Origin of the sequence: Klebsiella ornithinolytica NBRC 105727 = ATCC 31898 (assembly GCF_001598295.1) — a bacterium.
In the GTDB taxonomy this organism is placed as follows: domain Bacteria; phylum Pseudomonadota; class Gammaproteobacteria; order Enterobacterales; family Enterobacteriaceae; genus Klebsiella; species Klebsiella ornithinolytica.
This window is the reverse complement of sequence record NZ_BCYR01000022.1, coordinates 49,084-70,379: the sequence shown is the minus strand read 5'-3', so window position 1 is coordinate 70,379 and position 21,296 is coordinate 49,084. Positions and strand designations below refer to the sequence as shown.

18 protein-coding genes are annotated in these 21,296 nt (G+C 54.4%); all 18 read right to left on the bottom strand.

The window, feature by feature from the left end; translation table 11 throughout:
• Positions 1–125 precede the first annotated feature (125 nt).
• The 18 genes from traX to traU all read right to left on the bottom strand — a co-directional run bounded on the left by traX (position 126) and on the right by traU (position 21,262).
• Positions 126–851 (bottom strand): type-F conjugative transfer system pilin acetylase TraX, encoded by a 726-nt coding sequence (traX, locus tag ROR01S_RS24675; RefSeq protein WP_049078358.1) that lies wholly within the window; start codon positions 849–851, stop codon positions 126–128.
• Positions 852–933: 82 nt separating this feature from the next.
• Positions 934–6,192, bottom strand: a complete 5,259-nt coding sequence (gene traI, locus ROR01S_RS24670) for a conjugative transfer relaxase/helicase TraI (protein WP_064359958.1) — start codon at positions 6,190–6,192, stop codon at positions 934–936.
• Positions 6,192–8,486 (bottom strand): type IV conjugative transfer system coupling protein TraD, encoded by a 2,295-nt coding sequence (gene traD, locus ROR01S_RS24665; protein WP_064343540.1) that lies wholly within the window; start codon positions 8,484–8,486, stop codon positions 6,192–6,194. Before traD ends, traI begins: the two co-directional genes overlap by 1 nt.
• Before the next feature lie 239 nt (positions 8,487–8,725).
• Positions 8,726–9,472, bottom strand: coding sequence for a hypothetical protein (locus ROR01S_RS24660; RefSeq protein WP_049078359.1), 747 nt, complete (start codon positions 9,470–9,472; stop codon positions 8,726–8,728).
• 62 nt (positions 9,473–9,534) lie between these two features.
• Positions 9,535–10,050, bottom strand: a complete 516-nt coding sequence (locus ROR01S_RS24655; RefSeq protein ID WP_049078360.1) for a conjugal transfer protein TraS — start codon at positions 10,048–10,050, stop codon at positions 9,535–9,537.
• Between the two features lie 5 nt (positions 10,051–10,055).
• Complete coding sequence (gene traG, locus ROR01S_RS24650; RefSeq protein WP_064359957.1) at positions 10,056–12,899, bottom strand: conjugal transfer mating-pair stabilization protein TraG; 2,844 nt, start codon at positions 12,897–12,899, stop codon at positions 10,056–10,058.
• A complete protein-coding gene (gene traH, locus ROR01S_RS24645) occupies positions 12,899–14,269 on the bottom strand; it encodes a conjugal transfer pilus assembly protein TraH (RefSeq protein WP_049078362.1) in 1,371 nt (456 codons plus the stop codon). Before traH ends, traG begins: the two co-directional genes overlap by 1 nt.
• Complete coding sequence (gene trbB / locus ROR01S_RS24640) at positions 14,256–14,816, bottom strand: type-F conjugative transfer system pilin assembly thiol-disulfide isomerase TrbB (RefSeq protein WP_039698500.1); 561 nt, start codon at positions 14,814–14,816, stop codon at positions 14,256–14,258. Before trbB ends, traH begins: the two co-directional genes overlap by 14 nt.
• Positions 14,791–15,027, bottom strand: coding sequence for a type-F conjugative transfer system pilin chaperone TraQ (gene traQ, locus ROR01S_RS24635; protein ID WP_053390221.1), 237 nt, complete (start codon positions 15,025–15,027; stop codon positions 14,791–14,793). Before traQ ends, trbB begins: the two co-directional genes overlap by 26 nt.
• Positions 15,028–15,037: 10 nt before the next feature.
• Positions 15,038–15,790 (bottom strand): type-F conjugative transfer system pilin assembly protein TraF, encoded by a 753-nt coding sequence (traF, locus tag ROR01S_RS24630; RefSeq protein ID WP_053390220.1) that lies wholly within the window; start codon positions 15,788–15,790, stop codon positions 15,038–15,040.
• A 20-nt stretch (positions 15,791–15,810) separates the two neighbouring features.
• On the bottom strand, positions 15,811–16,137 hold the full coding sequence (locus ROR01S_RS24625) for a hypothetical protein (RefSeq protein WP_053390219.1): 327 nt from the start codon (positions 16,135–16,137) through the stop codon (positions 15,811–15,813).
• 45 nt (positions 16,138–16,182) lie between these two features.
• Positions 16,183–16,425, bottom strand: a complete 243-nt coding sequence (trbE, locus tag ROR01S_RS24620; RefSeq protein WP_053390218.1) for a conjugal transfer protein TrbE — start codon at positions 16,423–16,425, stop codon at positions 16,183–16,185.
• Complete coding sequence (locus ROR01S_RS24615) at positions 16,415–17,026, bottom strand: hypothetical protein (RefSeq protein ID WP_053390217.1); 612 nt, start codon at positions 17,024–17,026, stop codon at positions 16,415–16,417. The genes trbE and ROR01S_RS24615 overlap by 11 nt, the downstream gene beginning before the upstream one ends.
• Entirely contained in the window at positions 17,019–17,279 is a 261-nt protein-coding gene (locus ROR01S_RS24610) for a hypothetical protein (RefSeq protein ID WP_053390216.1), read from the bottom strand. Before ROR01S_RS24610 ends, ROR01S_RS24615 begins: the two co-directional genes overlap by 8 nt.
• 31 nt (positions 17,280–17,310) lie before the next feature.
• A complete protein-coding gene (gene traN / locus ROR01S_RS24605) occupies positions 17,311–19,266 on the bottom strand; it encodes a type-F conjugative transfer system mating-pair stabilization protein TraN (RefSeq protein WP_064359956.1) in 1,956 nt (651 codons plus the stop codon).
• Positions 19,263–19,646, bottom strand: coding sequence for a hypothetical protein (locus ROR01S_RS24600; protein WP_053390297.1), 384 nt, complete (start codon positions 19,644–19,646; stop codon positions 19,263–19,265). The genes traN and ROR01S_RS24600 overlap by 4 nt, the downstream gene beginning before the upstream one ends.
• Entirely contained in the window at positions 19,643–20,290 is a 648-nt protein-coding gene (gene trbC, locus ROR01S_RS24595) for a type-F conjugative transfer system pilin assembly protein TrbC (RefSeq protein WP_064343536.1), read from the bottom strand. The genes ROR01S_RS24600 and trbC overlap by 4 nt, the downstream gene beginning before the upstream one ends.
• Before the next feature lie 12 nt (positions 20,291–20,302).
• Entirely contained in the window at positions 20,303–21,262 is a 960-nt protein-coding gene (traU, locus tag ROR01S_RS24590; RefSeq protein ID WP_229295972.1) for a conjugal transfer pilus assembly protein TraU, read from the bottom strand.
• Positions 21,263–21,296: the final 34 nt, after the last annotated feature.

Sequence of the window (21,296 nt, the reverse complement as noted above, 5' to 3'; positions counted from 1 at the left end):
GCTATAAGATACGTGAATGCAGCTGACAGCGCATCCTCTCAGGATGCCGGTACCTCATTCCTCTTGATATTAGGTGTATTAGGTGTATCTACGCAATTGCGGCCAGGACTTCTGTCCGGGCTTTTTTACATCGAGGCAACGATCCCCAACACCGCCAGATGCACGGCATAAAACATCACAAAAAAGTGCCGCGGCCAGAAGCGCGGAACAGAACGACCGAGGTCAGAACAGACCGCCAGGGCCAGCAAAGCGACCATCAGGCCGGCAATGGCCTGGGTAATATCATGGGCATTCATCAGTAGTACCATGACAGCCCACAGCACGGCATACCCGATCCGTTCTACAGGCTCTTTCGCCCGACAAAGCCGCCAGCTGTTGATCAGCATGAAGACCCCGGCCAGACCGTAGCTGTCGGCAGATAAGGGGAGCCAGGCCACGACAATGGCGATCGCCAGCAGAATATCATTGCGGGTCTGCAGACTGAACCAGCGCAGCGCCTGGCCGGTGACCGCAAAGCTAAACAGGATATTCCCCATGTACCACGGGTACCCGATGAGAATAAAGGAGCCCTGGGCGATCAGCGCCCAGCACCACAGGCTGTTCAGCTGTGTCTGGCGGATGGCCCCGTGGCGCGCCAGGTTCATTCCCCAGACCAGACCAAACAGGGGAAAGCAGCCTCTCCCCAGCAGACGCATGAGTTCATTATTCCCGGCCAGCAGCAAACCGGTGTGATCGACAATCATCAGCACCAGCGCCACCGTTTTGATGATATCCGTCTGTCCAGGCGTCCAGGTCAGCAGCCCCTGCAGCCAGCGATCGACGGCATTGAGGCGGGTTTCGTACATTGTCATATTCCTTTCCTTTTATCAGCGCCCCGGCAGGGTACCCGATTTTAATCGGGGAGAATGCCGGGGCAGACAAGCCGCCGGCGCGTCAGTCGCCCCCGAGCGTTTTCTCACGACTGAGATCACGAACCATATCCCGCTCCATCTGTTGCAGACGGTCCCGCTGCAGGCTCTCTGATACCACCTGCTGAACGGCCGCTTCCTGACGCCGGGTCTGCGGATCGTCCGGCAGCACCGTTTTCTCCTCTCCTGGCCGGTCGCGTTCGAGACCCCGAATGACGTCCCCGATAACCTCTTTTATCCGCTCGCCCGGCTCGCCCGCTTTCTTCTCCTCTCCGGACACTTCCCGGGTCGCCTGCTCCGTCTGTCTTCCCATCTCCCGGCGCTGTGCCTCTTCTGCGGCCCGCTGTGCCAGAACCTCTGGCGGGAGCGGGATGTCAGTACCGGTATCATTGATCGGAGGATTCGGCAGGGGATCAGCCCAGATGCGACCGCCGGTGATGGCCTCCGGGTTCCAGGGGCGGTCATCTCCGGCAAGCCGGACCACCACCCCGCTGTCGGGGTTATCACGTGCAATCCTGACGCCTTCACCCATATTCCCGGCCAGCAGACTTTCGCCGTTGCGACTGTTCTGCAGCGCCACAAACCGGGCTTCTTCATTGCCCATCACACGACCGTCGCCACCGATGGCCTCCAGGCGGCCGTCCTTGTCCGTCAGCGGGCTGAGCCAGATGCCGGCGTTTTTCCCGTTTTTATCGAACGCCGGCAACGCCACATGCGGCTGCGGGTACTTTTTCCCCGGAGAAATGAATTTTCCCGGCGACTGTCCGCGCGCCAGACCGGACTGTTGCAACGCAGCCCGGCCTGCAGCTGTCTCGTTCAGTGGCTGCGCCCGCCCGAACAGCAGATCAGCTGTTTTCACGGCCCGTTCGTTACGGGGTGCCAGAATATCGTGTGCCGTGGCTTTCGAGGGTGATGCCTGAATGGCGTTGACCCAGCCTTCCCGGCTGTCGGTGTAGACCTGGACGTGCAGTTTCATACGTGATAACCCGACATAGGCGGATTCAAAACTGGCCATCTGTTTGCGGCCGCCGGTCACCCCTTCCAGTGCGATGGCATACGGTTCACTGGCCCCCTGGGCGCCGTGGGCGGTGATGGCATACGCGAGGTCGATGTGCCGCTGTGCCTCATCAGCCTTCGGGTTCAGTGTGCGGGTGGTTTTGCCGTCAGACAGCGTGACACTGTCACCCGAAACAGCTTTCACCTCCCACACACTGTTGGCCACATAGCCGCGTTCTGTGTCACTCTTGCTGAAGCGCATTTTGTCCCCCTGAGACACTGTAATCTCTTGCTCACGGTAGAGCGTGACACCTTCAGCCAACGCCTCCCGGGGTGAAATAAGCCGTTCTTTCCCTTCACCATCCATCAGCGTAATAAGCTGGTTCTCCTTATCCACGCTCCCGATACGGTGGTAGACATTATCGACCAGGGCCACGGCCCCCTTATGAGCCGTCCAGGTCGACAGTCTGCGCAGCTCTCCGTCACGGATGTTACTCGTCACCAGTACCGGCAGGGTGACTTCCTCTCTGCCCACTTCACCATTGTCCCGCCTCGCGTCATGAATCAGACTGTTCAGCACCCGCCGGTCATCATTCAGATGGGTGATAATCAGCGTCTGTAACTGCGCCTCCGGGGTACGGTCGGCATAGTCCTTCACCAGTGCCTCATAGAGCGTCGCGGGCTGGCCTGCCGGCAGGATTTCCCCCTCGCTCAGCGCCTTTTGTATCGCCTTTTCCTGCGCCGGCGTGAATTCCACCACTGAACTGCCCGGTGCCCAGGCGCCTTCTTTTCTCGGCACCTGCTCCGGCGTGACCTGCTCAATGGTGGTCAGGGCGCGGTGCACATCCCGGTCAATCAGGCTGTAGACCGCCGGTCGCAACTCAGGTACCTGGCGCACAATCTCTTTCATAATGGCGACGTCGGCGGCGCTGCGCTGTTGCATCAGCCGGAACGGCTGGCCCGGTGCAATGGACTGCAGCTGGTCGGTATCGCCGCTGAGTACCGCCCGTCCTCCCCCGGCCGCAATCAGGCTCAGGGCTTTCGCCGTGTCTGACAGCCCCACCATCGAACTCTCATCGAGCAGAAACAGCGTGTTGCTGAAATCCGGTGCCTGGCCGTTACGCTGCAGGAGCTGCGTGTCATGCAGGAACGAGGCGGTAGTCTGCGCATCCACGCCGGCGCTCTGCATTTCCCCCACGGCGCGGTGTGTCGGACCGAGACCGATAACGCGCGGCCGGGTTGCTTCCGGCAGCAGGCTGATGGCCCCCGTCACGGCCCGGAACTGGGTCGTTTTCCCTACCCCGGCATAGCCCTGAACCACCGTGAACCGGTCCGTGGTCTCCAGTATCATCCGGGTGGCCGCACGCTGCCCGGACGTCAGGTCTGCCATCAGGCTACCCGGTACGCTGTCCATCAGGGGCGGGACCGCGTCTTTTCCTTCCAGCACCTTTGTCAGAATGCTTTTCTCTGCATCCCAGGTCTGACGGGAAATCAGCAGGTCATTGCCCTGACCGGGTGCCACCGGCACATTCAGCAGACTGCCCGCCTTAATCTGCGCCTGAATGGTCGCGTCTATCTCCGTCATCGGAACCTTACCTCCGCCGGTTTCCAGCGCGGTGGCCAACAGTTGCGGACGCGTGAAGGTCAGCGCCTCACTTTCCAGTAAAGGAATGGAAAGGTGAATGACCTGCTCTGCGGGGGTGTGCAGCCCGGCTTTCTGGGTTGCGATGGCTGCATCCAGGTCTGTCTCGCCTGAACGGGCCTTCAACTGCTCAGACACCACGCTGAAGGCGGTATGTCGCGCCAGCTTCTCCGTCGTGCGGGTCGCATCCTGCGCCGAGTACAGCCGGATGTGGCTCCCGCTCTGCGCCAGCTGGTTCAGCGTGGCGTTATCCAGCTCACGTTGCGTCACCGAGGCAAAGACCGTCGCCGTTTCGCTGACCGAGCGGCCAGGACTTTCCACCCATCCGTGCCCGACCTTGATACCGTCGAACGGGCTGCTGCCGACAGAAAGCGCCTGGGTGGTTTTCTGCCCGGGACGCTGCACTGTCAGCTGGCCGGCCTCCGCGTTCAGCACCGTGATGCTCTCGCCGCCTTTCAGCCGCGTCTCAGGGATTTTTCCCAGCACCGACAGACGTTCACCGTTTGCTACCGGTAGCTTATCGGCCCGGAACAACGACCACTGACTGTCGACGGCGGAGACTTTCAGGTCCAGACGCTCCCCCTCTTTGTCCCTGAGCGTCAGCATATTGCTGCTGGCAGTCACCCGATCAATCACAAAGCGGTCATGCTTCCGGGTCTCCGGGTCCCACCGCTCCATCACCATCCCCTCCCGGTAATAGTCCCGCACGCCCCGGCTTTTACTGTCCAGCCAGACCGGCGTCAGGGCGGTGATGGCCATCTCCTTCGTCCCCAGCGCACCCTCGTTTTTCAGGGTGTCGCGGATGATGCCGTTGAGTACGCCCTGCTCACGCGTCCCGCTGATTTGCGCCACGCTTTCCTGCCCTTCGCGTACACTGACGGCAAACTCCTGCGCCAGACGATTGTAACGCGCACCTTTGTCCGGCTCACTGATGATGTCTGCCGTCGTCTGCCTTCCGCCCTGCCAGCGATAAGTATTCACCCCGCTCTCTTTCAGCACGGTCAGCGCGCTGCCTGTCCCGCTGCGTTTCCCGCTGTCGGAGAGCAGGACCTGCACGTTATGACGCATGGCACCATCGAGCAGGGAAATGGTCTCTTTCAGGCTCAGCTTCTCCGCCTGGTCCACAATGAGCGTCCCGCCCGGGATAAACGCGGTTCCGTTCTGCAGGGCCGATTTACCGGTGACCGTCTCCCCCGCCAGACGGACATCGCCGGCGAGAAAATCACGGGACCGGTTATCGGCGGCAAGGATATGCACGTCACGCCCCTGCTCCCGGGCCATCAGTGTCAGCTCAGCTACCCGCTCCCGCTGACCGGCTGCTCCCCCCTGTCCGGAGACAATCCCCATCGCTGGCCGGTCCTGCGCCAGCACGCTGACCGCATCGCTGAAGGGGGCCAGGCGAACGACGGTCGCATCCGGCGTGACGGTGACGTGATTCTGGCGCTGCACCTCCTGGCTCAGGGCTTTCACGGACAATTCGTCGAGGACGTGGATGTTTGAGGTGAACAGACCTTTCTCACGATCGAGCGGGATCAACTGCTCACGTTCGATAGCCGCATCGATGCCCCCTCTGGCCCGTTCAAAGACCCCCGGCTTCGCCTCCAGCTGGCCGACCGTGCGGGCCAGCAGGTCGGCATAAGTGAACTGTACTTTACGGTCGCTGAGACCGGCGATAGCGTTTGTCACGACATCACCGATATCCGGACCGTCGGTTTTTACCGGCGCAGCAGGCGCGCTGGCCAGCTCCTTCGCCCGTGCATCGGCGGCTTCACGATAGCCCCGGATGTCGAACCCGGTCTCCTTCAGCGTGTTCATCCACTCCACCATCTTCTCTGCCGGGTCGATAGTTTCCTTCGACTTGCGGGTATCGAGTGCGGCCACATCCCGGGACTTCAGGGACGCATCAGGCCCGGCTGCCTCCCTGAGCTCCTGACTGCGCGTGGAAAATGACTCAACCGGCACGCCCTCCATCTCCCACATGCCATGCTTACCCGCATCCACTGTCTTGTAACCCATAGACTCGACGTCGGCCCTGAGAGTGCTCTGGTATATTTTTCCGAAAGCGATGCGGTTAGCGAGGATGTTTTCGGAAAACCCGGTTTTGCCGACGGTATCGCTGCCCAGCGTCTGCCATTTATCCCCGTTCTGCGTCGCGTTGATGACCACGCTGTGCGTGTGTATCTGTGGTTCCTGCGCGCGCGATGTGTCGTGATTAAACCTGGCGATAATCAGATTGCCGGTCAGAACAGTTTCAGAAACACCGTCTTTCTGTACCCGCGTAGAAGCCAGTGACTCCACCTGCTCCAGTGCTACAGTCACCGCACGGTTATGCGCATCAATAAGACGCTTATCTCCCCCCAACATGGCCAGCATCGATACACTCTTCGGTGCCGAGAACGTAAGATCGTAACCAGGCCGGTGCTTATTGACGCCATCCTGCATCCGGGTCAGGTCGCTGCCATCAGGGAGTTTTCCCTGCAGCAGCGCCGTGAAGACCTGCTTGTCCACCTTTCCCTCCAGCTCCAGCGTTTCCGCCCCTTTGCCCTGCCAGCGTTCCTCCATGCTGCCGGTGACGTAGTAATTGTCTTTCTCTGTGTAGTAGTTACCGGCACTGCCCGCCGATTTAACCTGGCTGAAACTGAGCATCAGAAGTTCCCTCCGATTTCGATATCATCCTGCTCACTGCGGCTGTGGTTGATATTGACCTCTTCGCGTCGCTGCATATCCCGCTGCGTCTGTTCACCCGCCAGCCAGGCGTCATAAGCCTGCATGTCTTCAATTACGCCATCCTCGTTCATTCCGGCCGGCAACATATCCTGGTCCGCCTCGACAGGCTGCTGCGCCAGTTCCTGCTCCGTCCCGCCCGCAGTCGCACTCACCGCGGCAGTGGATGCCGCTGCAGCAGTGCCGGTCACCGAAGCAGCAGGTTCAGGCCGGATTAATGGAACGGTTTTCACTCTCGTGACGGGAGCGCCAGATAACGGGACGTCTGGCGTCTTACCGGCACCCTCTGCTGCCTTCGACGAGGTTTTTACCGGCACAGGCAGTACGCTGTCTTCAGCAGGTTTAGTCTGCTCAGGCTGAACACCGGCTTTCTCTTCGGCTGACTCAGACACAGGCTCATCCGGAGTGAAAAGCGCCCTCGCCAGACTGCCTTCGGCCTCCCGCGCTTCCAGCAGCGCACTGAGTCTTCCATCCACGCGCGCATCGAGACGGCGCTGAATAAAGCCCTCGGTGATTTTCGGTCGGGGCTTGTATTTCAGGGCCAGTTTCACCGCCGGATACGGCCCCGGCAGGGTGACGTAGCAGGACAGGTCAGGCAGCGTCTGAATATCGGAGTAGCTGACCAGCGTTTCCCGCTCTTTTTCCTTCCCGGTCGACACACCGTCACGCACCGGGTCTGCCCCGTAGGAATACTGCTCGCTGGCCTTGAGGATTTCTTTCTCACCGATTTCGCCGGCGGCAAACTCGGCAATCTCCTTACTCGGGGAACGGAAAAAGGCACGGGTGTTCATCACGTCAAACAGCGTGGCGGCAGGCTTCACGCCGTAAATATCTTCCAGCTGGGCATAGGACTGGATTCCGAACACATAACAGCCACCAAATTTTCGGGCTTCCGGCAGAATTTCAACCAGGTCTGGCAGCTTGTGCAGCGTGGGCAGTTCGTCAGCGAAAATCCATACACGCCGGTTACGGTTCTCCCCCATCGCCAGCAGACCGCGGATGGCAATCGACAGCCACATCGAGATAACCGGCTTCAGGGAGGCATGCGTATCGGCATTCGAGGAGATAAACAGCCAGCCATTAGGCTGGTCCTCACGGACACCGCGCATCCAGTCCCGGATGGTGAACGGCTCGCCGTTCTTTTCAATCCCCTGCAGGTAGCGGATGGCCTTGACATAATTGGTCAGCACGGCACGGATGGAGATGGCTGTCTTCTCAATTTTCTCCTCGACCAGGTTGGCGGCCGGGGTGTTCTGCAGGTACGCACGCAGCTTGTCTATTTTGATGGACAGCATGGTATCAACCAGCTTTTCGTAACTGCGGTCCTTGTCCTCGCGCATCAGGTAGGCGCCTTCGGCAAAGATGGTGCGACCGGACCCCTGCCAGAACGGATCTTCTTTGGTGCCCATCGGGATAAGGGTATTGGAGATATTGTCAAAATCCGGCAGCGTCAGGCACTCTTTCCACAAATCCCAGGCCGCACAGCGGGAATCCAGCGGGTTGAGTATCTTATCTAAGGACGGGTCGTAATAACTTTTCACGAATTCGCAGGAACGGTCGTAAATAATCGCCATATCGCCGCGGGCGCGGACGTAGTTCAGCAGCCGGCGGATGACTTCGGATTTACCGGAGCCGACGGTGCCGTGGAGGCAGAAGTTCTGGATTTCGGAGTTGAGTAATATGGGTAAGTCACCGATTTTAATATCCGAGGCCATACCGTCGCGTTTCATCTGGCGGGCCACCTCTTTGGGCTTATCGGATAGCTGGCGCCCGCCGGTATTCTCATCCTCGCTCTGCTGCTTGCCCTGACGACCCAGCACCCAGCTGGCGACAAAGAACGTCACCACGCAGACTGTCAGCGATACAATGGCGGCAAAAACAAATGCCGTCCACAGCTGCTCACCGCACCAGATAGTATATTTATCGGCCAGGATTTGTTCCGCATTATATTCCAGAGACTTTCCGTAATAGCTAATCGTATAGACCGGCTGGGAGCGAATAATATCGCGCATGGGTGCCAGCGTGGTACACCACCAGTAAACGCAGCCGTTCACAAAGGTCTGCCAGCTGAGCCGGTACATCAGCATCAGTCCGCACAACACCCAGAATAAAATAAACAGCACATAAAATATAATATTGGCAATCTGACCAAACATGCGAAAACGCATATTCGCAATCTGACCGCCCTGCGTCATATCTTTGGCATTAAAACTCATGGCATTAATCCGTCAATTAACCATCATGGATAAAGATAACCGGGCAAGCCGGCAACGGTTCACAGGCACACAATAAATTTGCGCACCTGTTCACCGTTATGGTGATAAATAAAACTTTGGAAAATGATTAAAAAGCAGAGAGAGCAGCAACAGTGACGATAAAAACAAGAGACCCGAACTATACCGCCGGGCCTTTCTTATTTCATAAATCAACATATTTTGTAAGTTTGTAACTTTCACTAACAGTGAAACCAACCTTTATTTTCAACCCAGACAACAGGATTTGGAGTTACATCATTAATTATATCCTTTTCACCACCGTGTCTAACAATCCTTACTTTTATCTTATTCCCTGACTTAGATTCCACATACCCTTGATAAAAAATTCTTGATGAATATTGGTACAGAGGAACATCATAGTCCTCACGACATATTGAATCTCCAACATTGACGTTTACTTTCATATTTCTAATGCGCGTTCTTTCTTTTTCAGCCAACTTTTCATTCTCTTTTGCTATTAAAGCCTCTTTTTCCTGTACTCGCTCACTGATGAACCCTCTTTTGAGTGCAGTGCTAAACCAGTGTTCCTGGCTTTGATTAGCATTTTTTTCTAGTGTCGATAGTTCTCCAACATAAAAAAGTGGAGTGTCGTCTTTACGACACCAGGTCTCCCCTTGAACAGGTTCCCCACCTTTGCTACGACAGTAATTGGCCATCTGTTCTTTAAAGGAAGTTTGTGTACAATGAAGATTATTTCCAGAAAAGATATATTCCAGCCCATCTTTGGTTGCTCTTTTCTCACCTGACTTAACAAAGAGACCATCAATCTTACCTATACACCCAGATTTCTCTATCACGGCAAATGCATAATCAGATGCCATGCTATAGCCTGATGGATCTATGTCCTTCACGCTATTGACGCCACAACCAGAGAGAGCTAACCCAGAACTACAAATCATAACAACCAATAATTTATTAAGTTTCATCCTGAATCCTTTACATATTATCAAGATAATTGGCTGGCTGGGACTGAAGGACAGCTTGCCAGCTAACTAGCCTTGAAAGAGGTTATGGCAGATGTGAGTAACGATAGTTGATATCTCCCAAAATCCAGATTCATAACAATCCCCATAAAAATTGCCGTAAAAAAAACCATAAATCCAAAAGGAAATGGTGAGTCATAGAAAAAACGATTCAAAAAAGCAAGAATAAAAACCAACGACATATAAACAAATGCATAAACAATAATTTTTCTGAAAAAAAACCGATATATATTTGAACGTACCCTAAAGGATTTTGGCACTGAAAAAAATAAAGAGCGCGCACTTGCGATACCAAGAAGAAGTATCAGCCCCACCCCTCCTGGGAATATTACGACCCAAAAAATATATTTTACTGCAAGGTAGTTTTGATTCACACTAATCATTGCACAAAGTATATTCCAGGAAACTATAACTAATCCAGGCCACATACATGACCAAAAGGACGGAACTTCAGCCTTCCCCTGTAAAAGCATATGTCTCAGCTCATCTACTTCCTCTATAATGATCTTATTAGTTATCATCGTTTTCACCTTTTCCCGTCAAGATAATCCTTTTGAAGGTTAACTGCCTTTTCCTCTAACTCGCGTGGAGAGTCAGCCCCTGCCAGCGATTTGGCTTCACTCTTTCTTTCATTATATTCATTTTCGAATTTATTTCCTTCCAAATTATGGCTTTTTTCAAGATCAGAATGCTGCTTTTTAACTTCACCTCCCTGCCCCTGAATTTCATGTTGAGTTTGTTGATGAGCCTGATTGTTATTGTGTATCATCGAACCTACTGTCTGTTTCACATTATTATTAATTGCCGCATCCTGGGTCATCGTCTCAATATTTCCAGAATTATGCCCGTAATCCGCCATCACCGTGGCACGATCGCCACCGCCTGATACACCAGACATATTCTGGCCAATGGCCTCTCGCCCCTGTTGGTATGCACCATCAATCTTTGGCTCAACCTGCTCTTTGACGAATTCACGTGCCAGGGCTTCACGTTGCGCAGCGACTTCCGGAGAACTGGTGTTGGTCAAAATGGCTTCAGCATCCTGTGGCGCACGTTGCTGAACAAAAGTCGCAAACTGTTGCGTCAGATTCTCGTTCATCTGACCGCTCATACTTTCAGTACGTGAAGCCATTTCACTGTATTCATGGCTGCGTGTACGGCTGTTTGTATACTGGTCGTAGCTGTTTTTCGCACTGGAAAGTGATGCGGCAAACTGATCCACGCGAGAGCTGGCATTGTTATCGGTAATATTGCCAGAGTTGGTCGTTTTACGGCTGGTAAAGTAATCGGAAGCTTCCTTGAAGTCTTTCGCCGCCTGACTGCTCGTGTCATGCCGGCTGTCATGTGATTCCCGACCGGAAGAGCTAACATTATCAGTATTACCTGAGCTGTGACCCCATCCAGCGCTTCCTTTACCACCAACTTCAGCAGATAATCCCGTGCCCCACTTACCAAGCTTGCCAAACAACTGGTCCCCGGAACTCCATTTACCAGATGCATGCATATCAAAGGATTGAGTTCTTTTAGAGGAGTCATCCATCAACTGCTGGAATGACTCTTCATTGCTGATGTTGTTGGCTTTTGCATTAGAAACAACAGCACTCCACATTTTACTTCTGGCCATTGAATCCTGTGAAGACTCAGTATTGTCGGCCCCACTCGTCGTCGATGCACTGGTACCCATATTTGTGCCAAACTGTTTCAGGCTGTTCCAGGCACTCGTCACACTGCTGTTATAGCCATGCAGTGCGCTTTCCGCCTGAACATCGGATTCCCGGGCCATCTGTTGATTGGCGCTGGCCAGTTGCCGGCTGACGTTAATTTCTACTGGCAGCTTAGAGGAGCGCGAATCCCAGATCGTCGTCCCGTCACCTGTCTGTGTCTGCATGCCCCCATTCGCCAGCTGCCGGGACATCTGCCCAAACGCGGTGGAACTGTTGGTGCTCCAGCTGTTCCCGCTGACATTGTCCGTCTGCATATTTGAGAACGAATAATTCCCGTCCACCACGCTGGAGGAGGCCTGCGACGTGGAGCTGAGGCCGGACGAAGCAAAGTGGCTGTAGGCGCTGGAGAAACCTGCCCCCATACTTTTAATCATCGCCCAGCTGAGCGGGGGGATCATCATCGAGATATAGCCCGCGGTGGTGGCAATATCCGAGTTTTTCAGCTGCAGCTGAGAGAGCTCAGAGAGGACCACCGGCACCCCATTTTGCTTCGCATAGTAAGCCATCGCGCTGTTCAGGATAGCGTACAGCAGAGGCCACGACTGCAGCCACATCAGGGCAAAGACGTAGCCCTTCAGCACCTGCATGGTCATCATGTTGAACATCGCCGCCATGACCATTATCGGGAACAGGCCAAACATAATACCCAGTATCACCGTCTGCATCATGGGCAGAGAACGCAGCGCCTGATGTCCCATTGTCGCCTGGGCCAGACGTTGTTTTTCCAGCGACGAAGTATTGGCGATGTTCACCAGGCTGGCCGTATCGCCACTGCGGGCTGCGTAGCTCTGGATACCGCTGCGCAGGGCATTCATCGTCACGTTCTGGCGGATAATCTGCCCCGCATTCTGCCCCGAACTGTAGAAGAAGCTGTAGCTGTCACCGATCATCTGGCTGAACAGCAGGTCCGGGTTAGGTTTACCCCCAAACAACTGGCGCACATAGTAGCTCCAGGTCTTCCCGCCGGTCTGGGTATCCAGCGCCAGGGCTGATTTCAAATCACGGGAGGCTTCCTGGCAGGTTTTAAACTGATTGTTTTTGTCAAAAACGCCGCGAAGCGGGCTGGGGTTAGAAAAAATAATCGTGTAGGGGTCTTCCGAGTTCAGCAGTTCCTCAAGGGAATACTTATGATTGAGAAAAATATCGCCCATCACGCAGTTCTGGACATAGTCTGAGAACAGGGTGGTGATTTCCGGGTTCTGCGAGATAAAGTCTGTGCTTTTGGCAACCAGGTTCCCGCCAAATAACATCCCCGTTTTGCTGTAAGTCACACTGTCCGGCAGGGCGAAAATCATCTCATAACTTTGTACCAGTGCATTCCCGATGCGTGTAGTCAGGGAGGCGGGAATAGCCAGCCCAATTGGCACGTTGTCAACCTGATAGACCTGAGACACATTGCTGTAGTCGATAATCTGCACCGGTTTGCGGATGACGACCAGCATCGAGACCAGTGTCAGGGCAAACACCCAGCCGACCAGGTCCATGATGTTGTGTTTTTTCACCCAGCTGCCGGCGACGATCAGCACGGAAAAGGCAATGCACATTTTCTCAATAGAGGACCAGGTACCGGTACTCATGAAGGCGGAAATGGCATTCAGGTTGCCCCTGAACCAGTCGCCGCCGGCTATCGTGTAGATTTCCAGCATCAGAGGCTCCCTCCGAAATGGTAGTTGTTCTGGTAACGGGTCATCATGCGGGCAGACACCTGCTGGCGCATGTAGCTCATCTGCCGGTCAACGACCAGCAACGCGTCCTGCTGGACCTGGACCCGGGACTGGAAGGCGGCTATCTGGACACTCGCCTGATTCAGGTTTTCGAGGATCATATCCATCGTTGACTGCGGGTAGTTCCCGGTGGCCACCATCGTCCTCGCCTGCTGGATCAGCTCCTGAATGTACTGCAGCAGGATGTCGTAGCCGATATAGTCCGTCAGCTGGTAAAGCAGGGTATTCGAGACCCCGAGCATCTGCGGGTCAACCAGGTATTTAAAGACCGGGATGGTGGTGCTGGAGATAAAGCCCTTCTCCTGCTCCGTTAGTTTTTCATCCGCCACAGCCTTGTTCTGGATGCTGCTCAGTAGCGTGGAAATCTGGTTCTTCAGCGCTTTGTTTGCGGCTATAGTGACCGTCGCATCGGCGACAACCTTCAGGCACTTGTCCGAATCATTGCAGTGGTAGATTTTGGCCGTGCCCCCCTCCATCATCGCCTTAATCAGGTCCTGATCGGTGGTCCGTGCCGGCAGCGGCGTAATTTCGCTGTTCTCGCCAAAAATCAGGGTACCGGTCAGGGTCATCACAAACTCCTTCAGCTCTTTGTTATCGTCGAAGAGCCGGTTTTTGGAAAGGGCATTCCACATAATGTTGATGTTTTTCATGACCCGCTCCTTATCCTTGTCGCTGGCTTTGTCCTGCACCTTGTCCATCTGGCCACCAACCGAACACCCCTGACGGGAAGCCGCCCAGTCGGCAAAGATATTGCTCTCACCGGCGATGTCCTGGCAGACTTTCTGCTGGGCTACCTGAGTGCGGGGGAAAAGCCCCCCGACGATCCCCTGTGCCGCCTGGCAGCTGCTGAGGTTCATGCTGTTGATGTCGCTGGCCATCTTCTGCAGGAAGTCTTTTGCGGTTTTGATTTCCGGTACGGTGGTCTGCAGGGCGAGATCAAAGAAATACCCCGCCGCGTTGGACATGATTTGTTTGCCGAATCGCTGCAGCTGCTCGCTGTTGATAAAAGAAAACGATCCGAGGTAGGCATCGATACCGCCACAGCCGGCATTAATATCCGGCAGGGTCATACTGACCAGCTGAATGGTTTTCACCTGCGTCCGGGCATACAGCGAACCACCGGAGGCGTAACCCGCCGCCTGCCCCTGCCAGACCTGAGGCTGGCTGGTATTGGACGCGAACCCCAGCTTGTTGAAAAAGTTGTTCATATCGCCGTTCACATCGGCGGCGGCCGGGAGAGAGATACCCAGCAAAAAACCTCCGGCCAGCGCGGCCCTTTTAATGTTGCTCATTCCCTGTCGCCCCCATCATCTGAAATACGGTATCCATTCTGGCCATAAACCCCTGCGCATCCGTGGCTCCCTGCAATATCGGGTATGCCGCCAGGGTGTTCACGTTGACCAGAAACGTGGTCGGCGTGGCCACCGGGATATTCGGGAAAAAGGTCTGCATCACGTCAGGCGGTGCCGGCAGCGCTTCGGGAAACGCTTCATCCCCCTGCCCGTCAATGGTGTAAGAGAACACGGAGAAACCATACTGGCCTGATAACTGCTTCAGGACCGGGTCAAACTTGTGGCAGTACGGGCAGTGCCCCTGCATAAACAACACCACTTTCCAGTCGCTGAGGTTGACCTGTCTGCCGTTGCTGAGCCGGTACAAGCGGACCTGAGAGACCGGCTTCTCAGACGCAGGTACGCCAGTGGATGCCGCCGGAGCGGCGCCAGTTATGCCCTGCGGATCCCAGAGGGATTTCACTTCATCGAGTGTACCGGCGTAAATCACGGGAGAAAGTGCCAGCAGCAGAGCGCCCGTACTAATTATCTTCAGATGGCTTTTCACGGGCTTTCTCCTGTTTTTCTGCCTCAGCAATCAGGGCGTTGATAATTTTGTACCCGCCGAAAATAACCATCCCTAACCCCAGAATTTCTCCGGCCTGAATGGCCATCTCAGGCTGCTTCCTTACCAGCCGGGCGATAAGATGGAAAAATACGCCCACGGCCAGCACCCACATCCCGGTAATGTCTAAATCGGGAAAACGAATCTTTCGCATGACACTCTCCTTAAAAATTGGGTTTAAAGTCGCTGGAGACATAGAGAAACTGTTTTGCCAGGTCGTCCTGACTGATAAAGCCGTAACTGAGGGGTTTCACCTGCCCGCTTTTCGGGTTGACCAGCATCATCGCCGGGAAGTACTTCACGCCGAGCTGCTGTGACTGGCCCTGGTCCATCCGGCTGTCAGGGAGCAGGGGATTCACCACGCCGTCCACAGAGACCGGTATCACGCTCAGGCCGTAAGTCTCGCGAAAGTTCTGAATCACCTGGACCAGCTGTCCATCGATGGCCTCACGCCCCCGGTAGAAGAACATCACACCGTAGTGCTGTGCGAGAGTGGCGATAGCCTTTCGCTGTTCGGCATAGTCGGCAGCCAGCTGGTTTTTCACAGTGCCGTTGTAGTGGCTGTACTGCAGGTTGTAATCGAGCTCCGGGTTTTCCAGCATGGCTTTCTTTGCGCTCATCGAGAACAGGCCAGCCTGCTGCGTCCAGTAGTTCTGGAGACGGAAGAACTTCACAAAAGCCGGCACTGAGGGGTACAAGATGGCTTCCGCTAATGCTTTTTTCGTTGCATGTTGCAGAGCTGCCTGTTTCTCCAGAATATCCATTTGCGGCGGTGAGGCCGCTGGTGCCGGCAGTTGCTCTTCTTCCCGGGACTTCAGTTTCTCGTTGTACCACTGCCAGCCCGCGTCTTTTGCGTAAGCCGGCATCAGGGTGCAGCAAAGGCACCCCGCCAGCATGGCGGCATGTATTGTTCGCATGGTAAATACCCTTTTATGAATTAACGCGGCTGGCGTGACAGATGCTGATAGACGCTGTACTTATCAAGAAGACGCCGTGTTTTTCCTGCGTCATTGCGGGCTTCAAAGCGATACCCGCTGCAGTACAGGGGAAGCGAATTCATTTCCAGGTTCACCCGCTCCCCTCCTTTAACCACCCACGCGGCCTGAGAAACCCGGTCACACTGAATACCCCAGGCCCGGTTGGTGGTCATAAACGCATTAATCTGCTTATCGCGCCACAGGCTGTACGACATGACACAGACCAGGAAGACGACAAACACGCCGACAAACAGCATCACCACCCCGTATGATTTTTTCTCTTCCATGCCCCCCTCCTGGTCACATCGTGAAAAATAGTGGCATAGGCTGAGTCATCTTTTTTTCTCCTTACGACTGGTTTTTATCAGTCCCGCCAGAGCAGAAAAAAACAGGTAACTCACCAGCCAGAAAAAACCGACCATGAGAATAAAAACCACACTCTCAATATAATCACTACCTGACGTCCCTTTGACGGCATCCCATGAGAAATACAGCACAGGGGAGATAATGATTATTGTCAGCAGTAATCTCACCAGAAAATCGACGGCAGGATATTTATGAAAGTTAATTTTCATGGTTGTGTTCCTTATTACTGTTATCCTCCTTCACCTTCAGCCCGGCTTTCCCCGCGGGAAAACTGTCAGCAAAGCGAGTGGTACATTCCTCTGCGCCTTTTGATGTAAAGAATCCGGGGTCATCCTCCCCGATAATATAATCGGGGTAGGTAGTAAATCGAATATCAGAGTGATCGTCATAGTTTAACCTGCTATTATCCCTGAAAAAATCAACCCCTCCCTTATTTTTAAAGCGTTTTGCATCCTCACCTGATACTTTCATAACCAGCGAGTCGGGGTCGACCTCCCACATATCACGAGTATCCAGCATTGTCCGGGTAGCTTTAAATTCAGCTTCAAATCGTAACGTTTTCAGACCGGTGGCGTACATGGCAACCCGCCCATCCATTTTTGTTTTATTTTCACTTTGCTCCGTAACCGTATACCGGGAAATCATTCTTATTTTTGTAAAAAACGTTTCATCTGTTCTCTTACACTGAATGACAGTGCCGGGCATCTGCATTGAATACAGCTTCTCGAGTTCCTCTCTGCTTGCGGCATTTGAAAATGGCATTATTAGAATAAAAAACAAAACCGTGGCGGACCTGACCAGTCTATTCATTTAAACCATCCTTATTATTTTCAATACGGGACAACGTGATGACATAAAAAACAAGCGACAGTGCCCCCATCCCCATACACTCAGCCCCGTCCCGACTGGAGAGCAGAGAAAACGCGACAGCAACTGTTGCCTGTGATGTCAGAGCACCGAAAAATATCAGGATCAGGCTGCGGCCTGACATGAACACAGCAAGGATGAATGGAATTAAAAACAAGGTCAGCAGCTGAAATATCATCATAAATGACGCTGTCATTTTATCACCTTTAAATTTAATTATTCAGAAATCATTTTGCTGAAGACTGCGTGAGAAGTTCTTTTATGCGTTGTTTTGTTTTATCAGTCAGCTCACTGTTATCCGGTATTTTCTGGTTATTTATCAGGTCCTCCATGAAGTTCGTGAAGTCCAGCTGATTAAAGTTAATGCCCTGCAGTTCTGCTACCGTGATCCCCCGGCAGTCCGGACTGCTGGCACCACCGAACCCAATATGCAGCTGTCCGTTACGGCCTTGCTCCTGGACTATCTGAGCCAGTTTTGAGTCAAACTGGCAGTAACTGCGTTTTTTCTCCAGACAGATCCCCAGTACCTTCTTCGAGCAGAACTCACCAATACTGACTGTCAGCTTGTTGGTTTTCGCTTTGGCCAGCGCCTTCTCTTCGCTGCTGCAGCGTGCCAGGCCCACATCCTGGCCCCATCCGCTGTCCTTGCAGCAGTTGCTGAAGCCTGCAGCGAACTTCTTACAGAATTTTGCCTTGCCGGTGAATGCCCTGACGTCCACCCCGTTCAGCGCCGCAACATCTTTACCCGCAGCGGCCAGCGCCGCGAGCTCTGAAACTGCCTGTCCAAAGCCGTTGTTCGTGCCGCTGACCGCTTTATCGCATTCACCATCAAGGCAGAATACATCCCCGCCGCAGATCATCTGCTTACCGCTGGTCCGGGTTTCGCAGGAGTACGTGGCATACTCATGCAGACAGGTCCCGTCTTCACCGGTGAAGGCACACTGACGTGAAGAGAGCGTGCAGGCTGTATTGTTCATCAGGCTCTCACAGGAGCCATGATCCGCAGGCTGTGTGAGCCAGGTGTCCTTGTATTTCCAGCATGCTTCTGTGAAGGAATACGCCTTCCCGCCCAGGTTGAGGGTTTTTGTCCCGCCCGGGCTGATACATTCTTCACCTGTTTTCGTGCCTTCGTCCTTGCTGAACGGACAACTTTCAACCCAGACCACCTCTGGTGCAAATACGGTTTCCGTCTCCTCCATGACCAGTATGACCGTCACCTGAATGGATTTAACATTCACTGATGGCTGGGTTTTCGACGTTTTCGTTACCGGAAAGCTCTGCCCGGCGACAACGTTCCGGTCCATGCTGAAAGACTGATGAATTTTCCCGGTGCCATCGTAGTAATGACTTGTACAGTGTGTGTTCTGGCCCCCGGAGCACGTCGTCACCGTATTCGGCCAGGTCATCACATCGACAGGGAATGTTTTATCAAAGAGGCTGATGTTTTCACTGACTGCAAGCTTGCAACTGTCTCTGACCTTTCCTTCGTTGTCACATTCATAAATCCAGGGAACCGGCAGAGGTTCACCGTCAACAGACACGCTGAGCAGCCGCCCTGTCGACGGGATGGTCAGCGTCCCGCTCCATCGGGTGCTGTTTCGGGTGAAATTCATCGGGACAGCCTGCTGGTAGGTACGACTGACCTTTTGCGTCGTGGCGTTGTCTTTCAGCGTCGCCTCCCGCGTGCAGAAGTTCTCCACCTGCAAATCCCGCTCGCACGTATGGTTCGTGAACTCGCTACGATTAACCACCTGTGCCGTACAGGCCTGACCGGTATCGCCGACAATGCTGTCCGCCCGGGATTCGGTGTCCTGTGCCGCCTGAATAAAGGGGGCATCCGCTGAAATACTGTCAGGGGGCCGGTTGGTGAACGACTCCGTGATACTTTGTCCGGCCTCGTTCTGGCTGAACTCCGAAGCAGAGTCACTTTTCAGGGAACTGTCACCGCTGGCTGTCACGCCACCGTAGTATTTCGTCTGGTCGGGTCGGGAGGTATAACCGGGTAAGGTCTGCTCACCATTAAAGTTTTTCAGAGCATCGAGCCCCCCTCCCTGAACCTGTTTTGCGAAATCCGAACCGGCTTTGTAATCCGTACTGCTGTCGGCACAGACCGGCGTCATAAACCAGATAAATGTCCCGAGCACAGCAGCGTGCAGAGTAATAATGAGGGGAACCTCTTTCATGAGAACTCTCCTTGTTTTTTCACATAGCACGCAATGACATTGAAATCGCCTCGCAGAGAGCCCCGACGCCAGCGGCTTAAGTGGTTATGTGGCTTCGTCGGGCTTAGCCGAAAACAGAGGGAATACGTTGAATCAAAACTGCCGGTGATATCCCATCCCCAGTTCAGTACAGGATCTCCTGATTCAGCATCTTCACGCAGACACTGGCTGAGCCGTGAGGCCTTCGCAACAGACGAGGTGAAAGCGATATAAGGCATAATGGAATCAACCGGTAACCCGTACCCCTGACAGGATGCGTAGGTCCTGAACTCATGGGCGTTCATACAGGCCACCAGGTACCGGATATCCTTGTCGATATAATGGTACGGTTTTCCATTCATGGCTGGCTCCTGATGGCACCTGAGGACAGGTCGAGCATCTGTCGGGCCGTCTGCGCGCAGTCCCCTTTCTCTGCGACCTTCTCCAGCGCCTGCTTCAGCCTGATATTGCCATGCACCACGTCGAAGCCGGCCTGACAGCGCACCACCAGGGCCGGCACGCTACGGATGTTGTACTGCGTATACAGCGTCGGGTCGATTTGCACACCGTCAGTCACCCCGTCGTTCACCAGGTTCATCACCGCATCGGTCGTCGCTTTCATATCGTTGTTAACCAGCCCTCGCAACGTGGCAGGAATGCTGTACTGCTTTGTTTCGTGAAGCATTCGCTTCAGACCTTCTTCCGGTATCGAGAAGGAGACAAAGTACAGCGCCCCTTCAGTCGGTTTTTCCTGGTTAGCCTCCTTTTGTTGACTGGCCAGGTTGTCAATAAACTGACGATCGGACTGTGCCAGGGGATTGCGGTTAATCTGCGCTTCCAGTTCCTGCTGCAGCTGTTTGTCCGGATGCTGACGTAACTGTTCACTGAGGTTTTCCTGCTGTTTCAGCCACTCCCTGTCTGCCGTAGTCGGACTGCCTGGGCTACCGGCAGCGACGACTGGGCCTGACAATACAACCAGCGTCATTAATACATTCTTTAACTTCATCAGGGACTCCATTCAGAGGTAGACACAGTTACGTTTACGCCACATCAGGTAGCCGTAGTTTTTCCGCGTGTTGGGTGGATTTCTGCCCGCCTCCCAGCGCATCACACTGCGCCCGAGAGGGTGGCACTGACCGCTGTCCGGATACATATTCACCATCTGATAGCGCCACCGCTCTTTTGGGATGATCGGAGACGGGTATTCGTAGCAGACCGCCACATCTGCGCCGACGGTCTCCATGATTTGTCCCTGCCGGTGAAGCTTGTAGGCCATTCGCTCACTGAGTAACAGCGATGACTGCAGGGGACTGGACTCGTTGCTGGCCCAGCCAGAAAACGGGTACATCGAACCCTGAGAGCCGGCGCACCAGAACAAAATATCGAGTGGTTTGTTGAATGCACTGGCAATCGCATCTGCCGCACAGGCGCCCTGGGCGATCGGGTTAGCAAACAAAATCGCTTCCGGATTCAGAATGGTGGTCAGGCTGCTGTCCACCCAGGTCGGGTCGATTTCGGATAAATAGGCAATATCCATATCGCCTCCTTCCAGGCACCCGGCTGAGGTCATGATGTTCAGCCAGTAGGTCAGCGGATACTTGTACCAGTGGACGTGATAGAAGGCCCCGTTCACCTGCCTGTCATCCTTCTTAGCCGTACCCATCCCGGTCTTGCCGAGATTGATACTGAATCCCCCGAGGTTCACCATGCAGCCAGGTGAACGGCTGACATCCGTCATGGCCATCGGCTCCCAGTAGCCAATCGCCAGACCGATACGAACAAATATCGGGGGCGGTGCGGGACAGTACTGAACCGGACTGGCCGGATTCACGGTATCCGGGCCACCTCCGGCCGCAACCGACACACTCCCGATGGACATCGGAAAAATGCATTGCCAGCAGACATCGGTGATCGGGTTAACAAAACGTCCCTCGCAGGAGGGGTCCGCAGCCGCACTGAGGCTGTATCCCCACATCATCAGGGCACTCAGAAACAGGGTCAGGGATTTCACT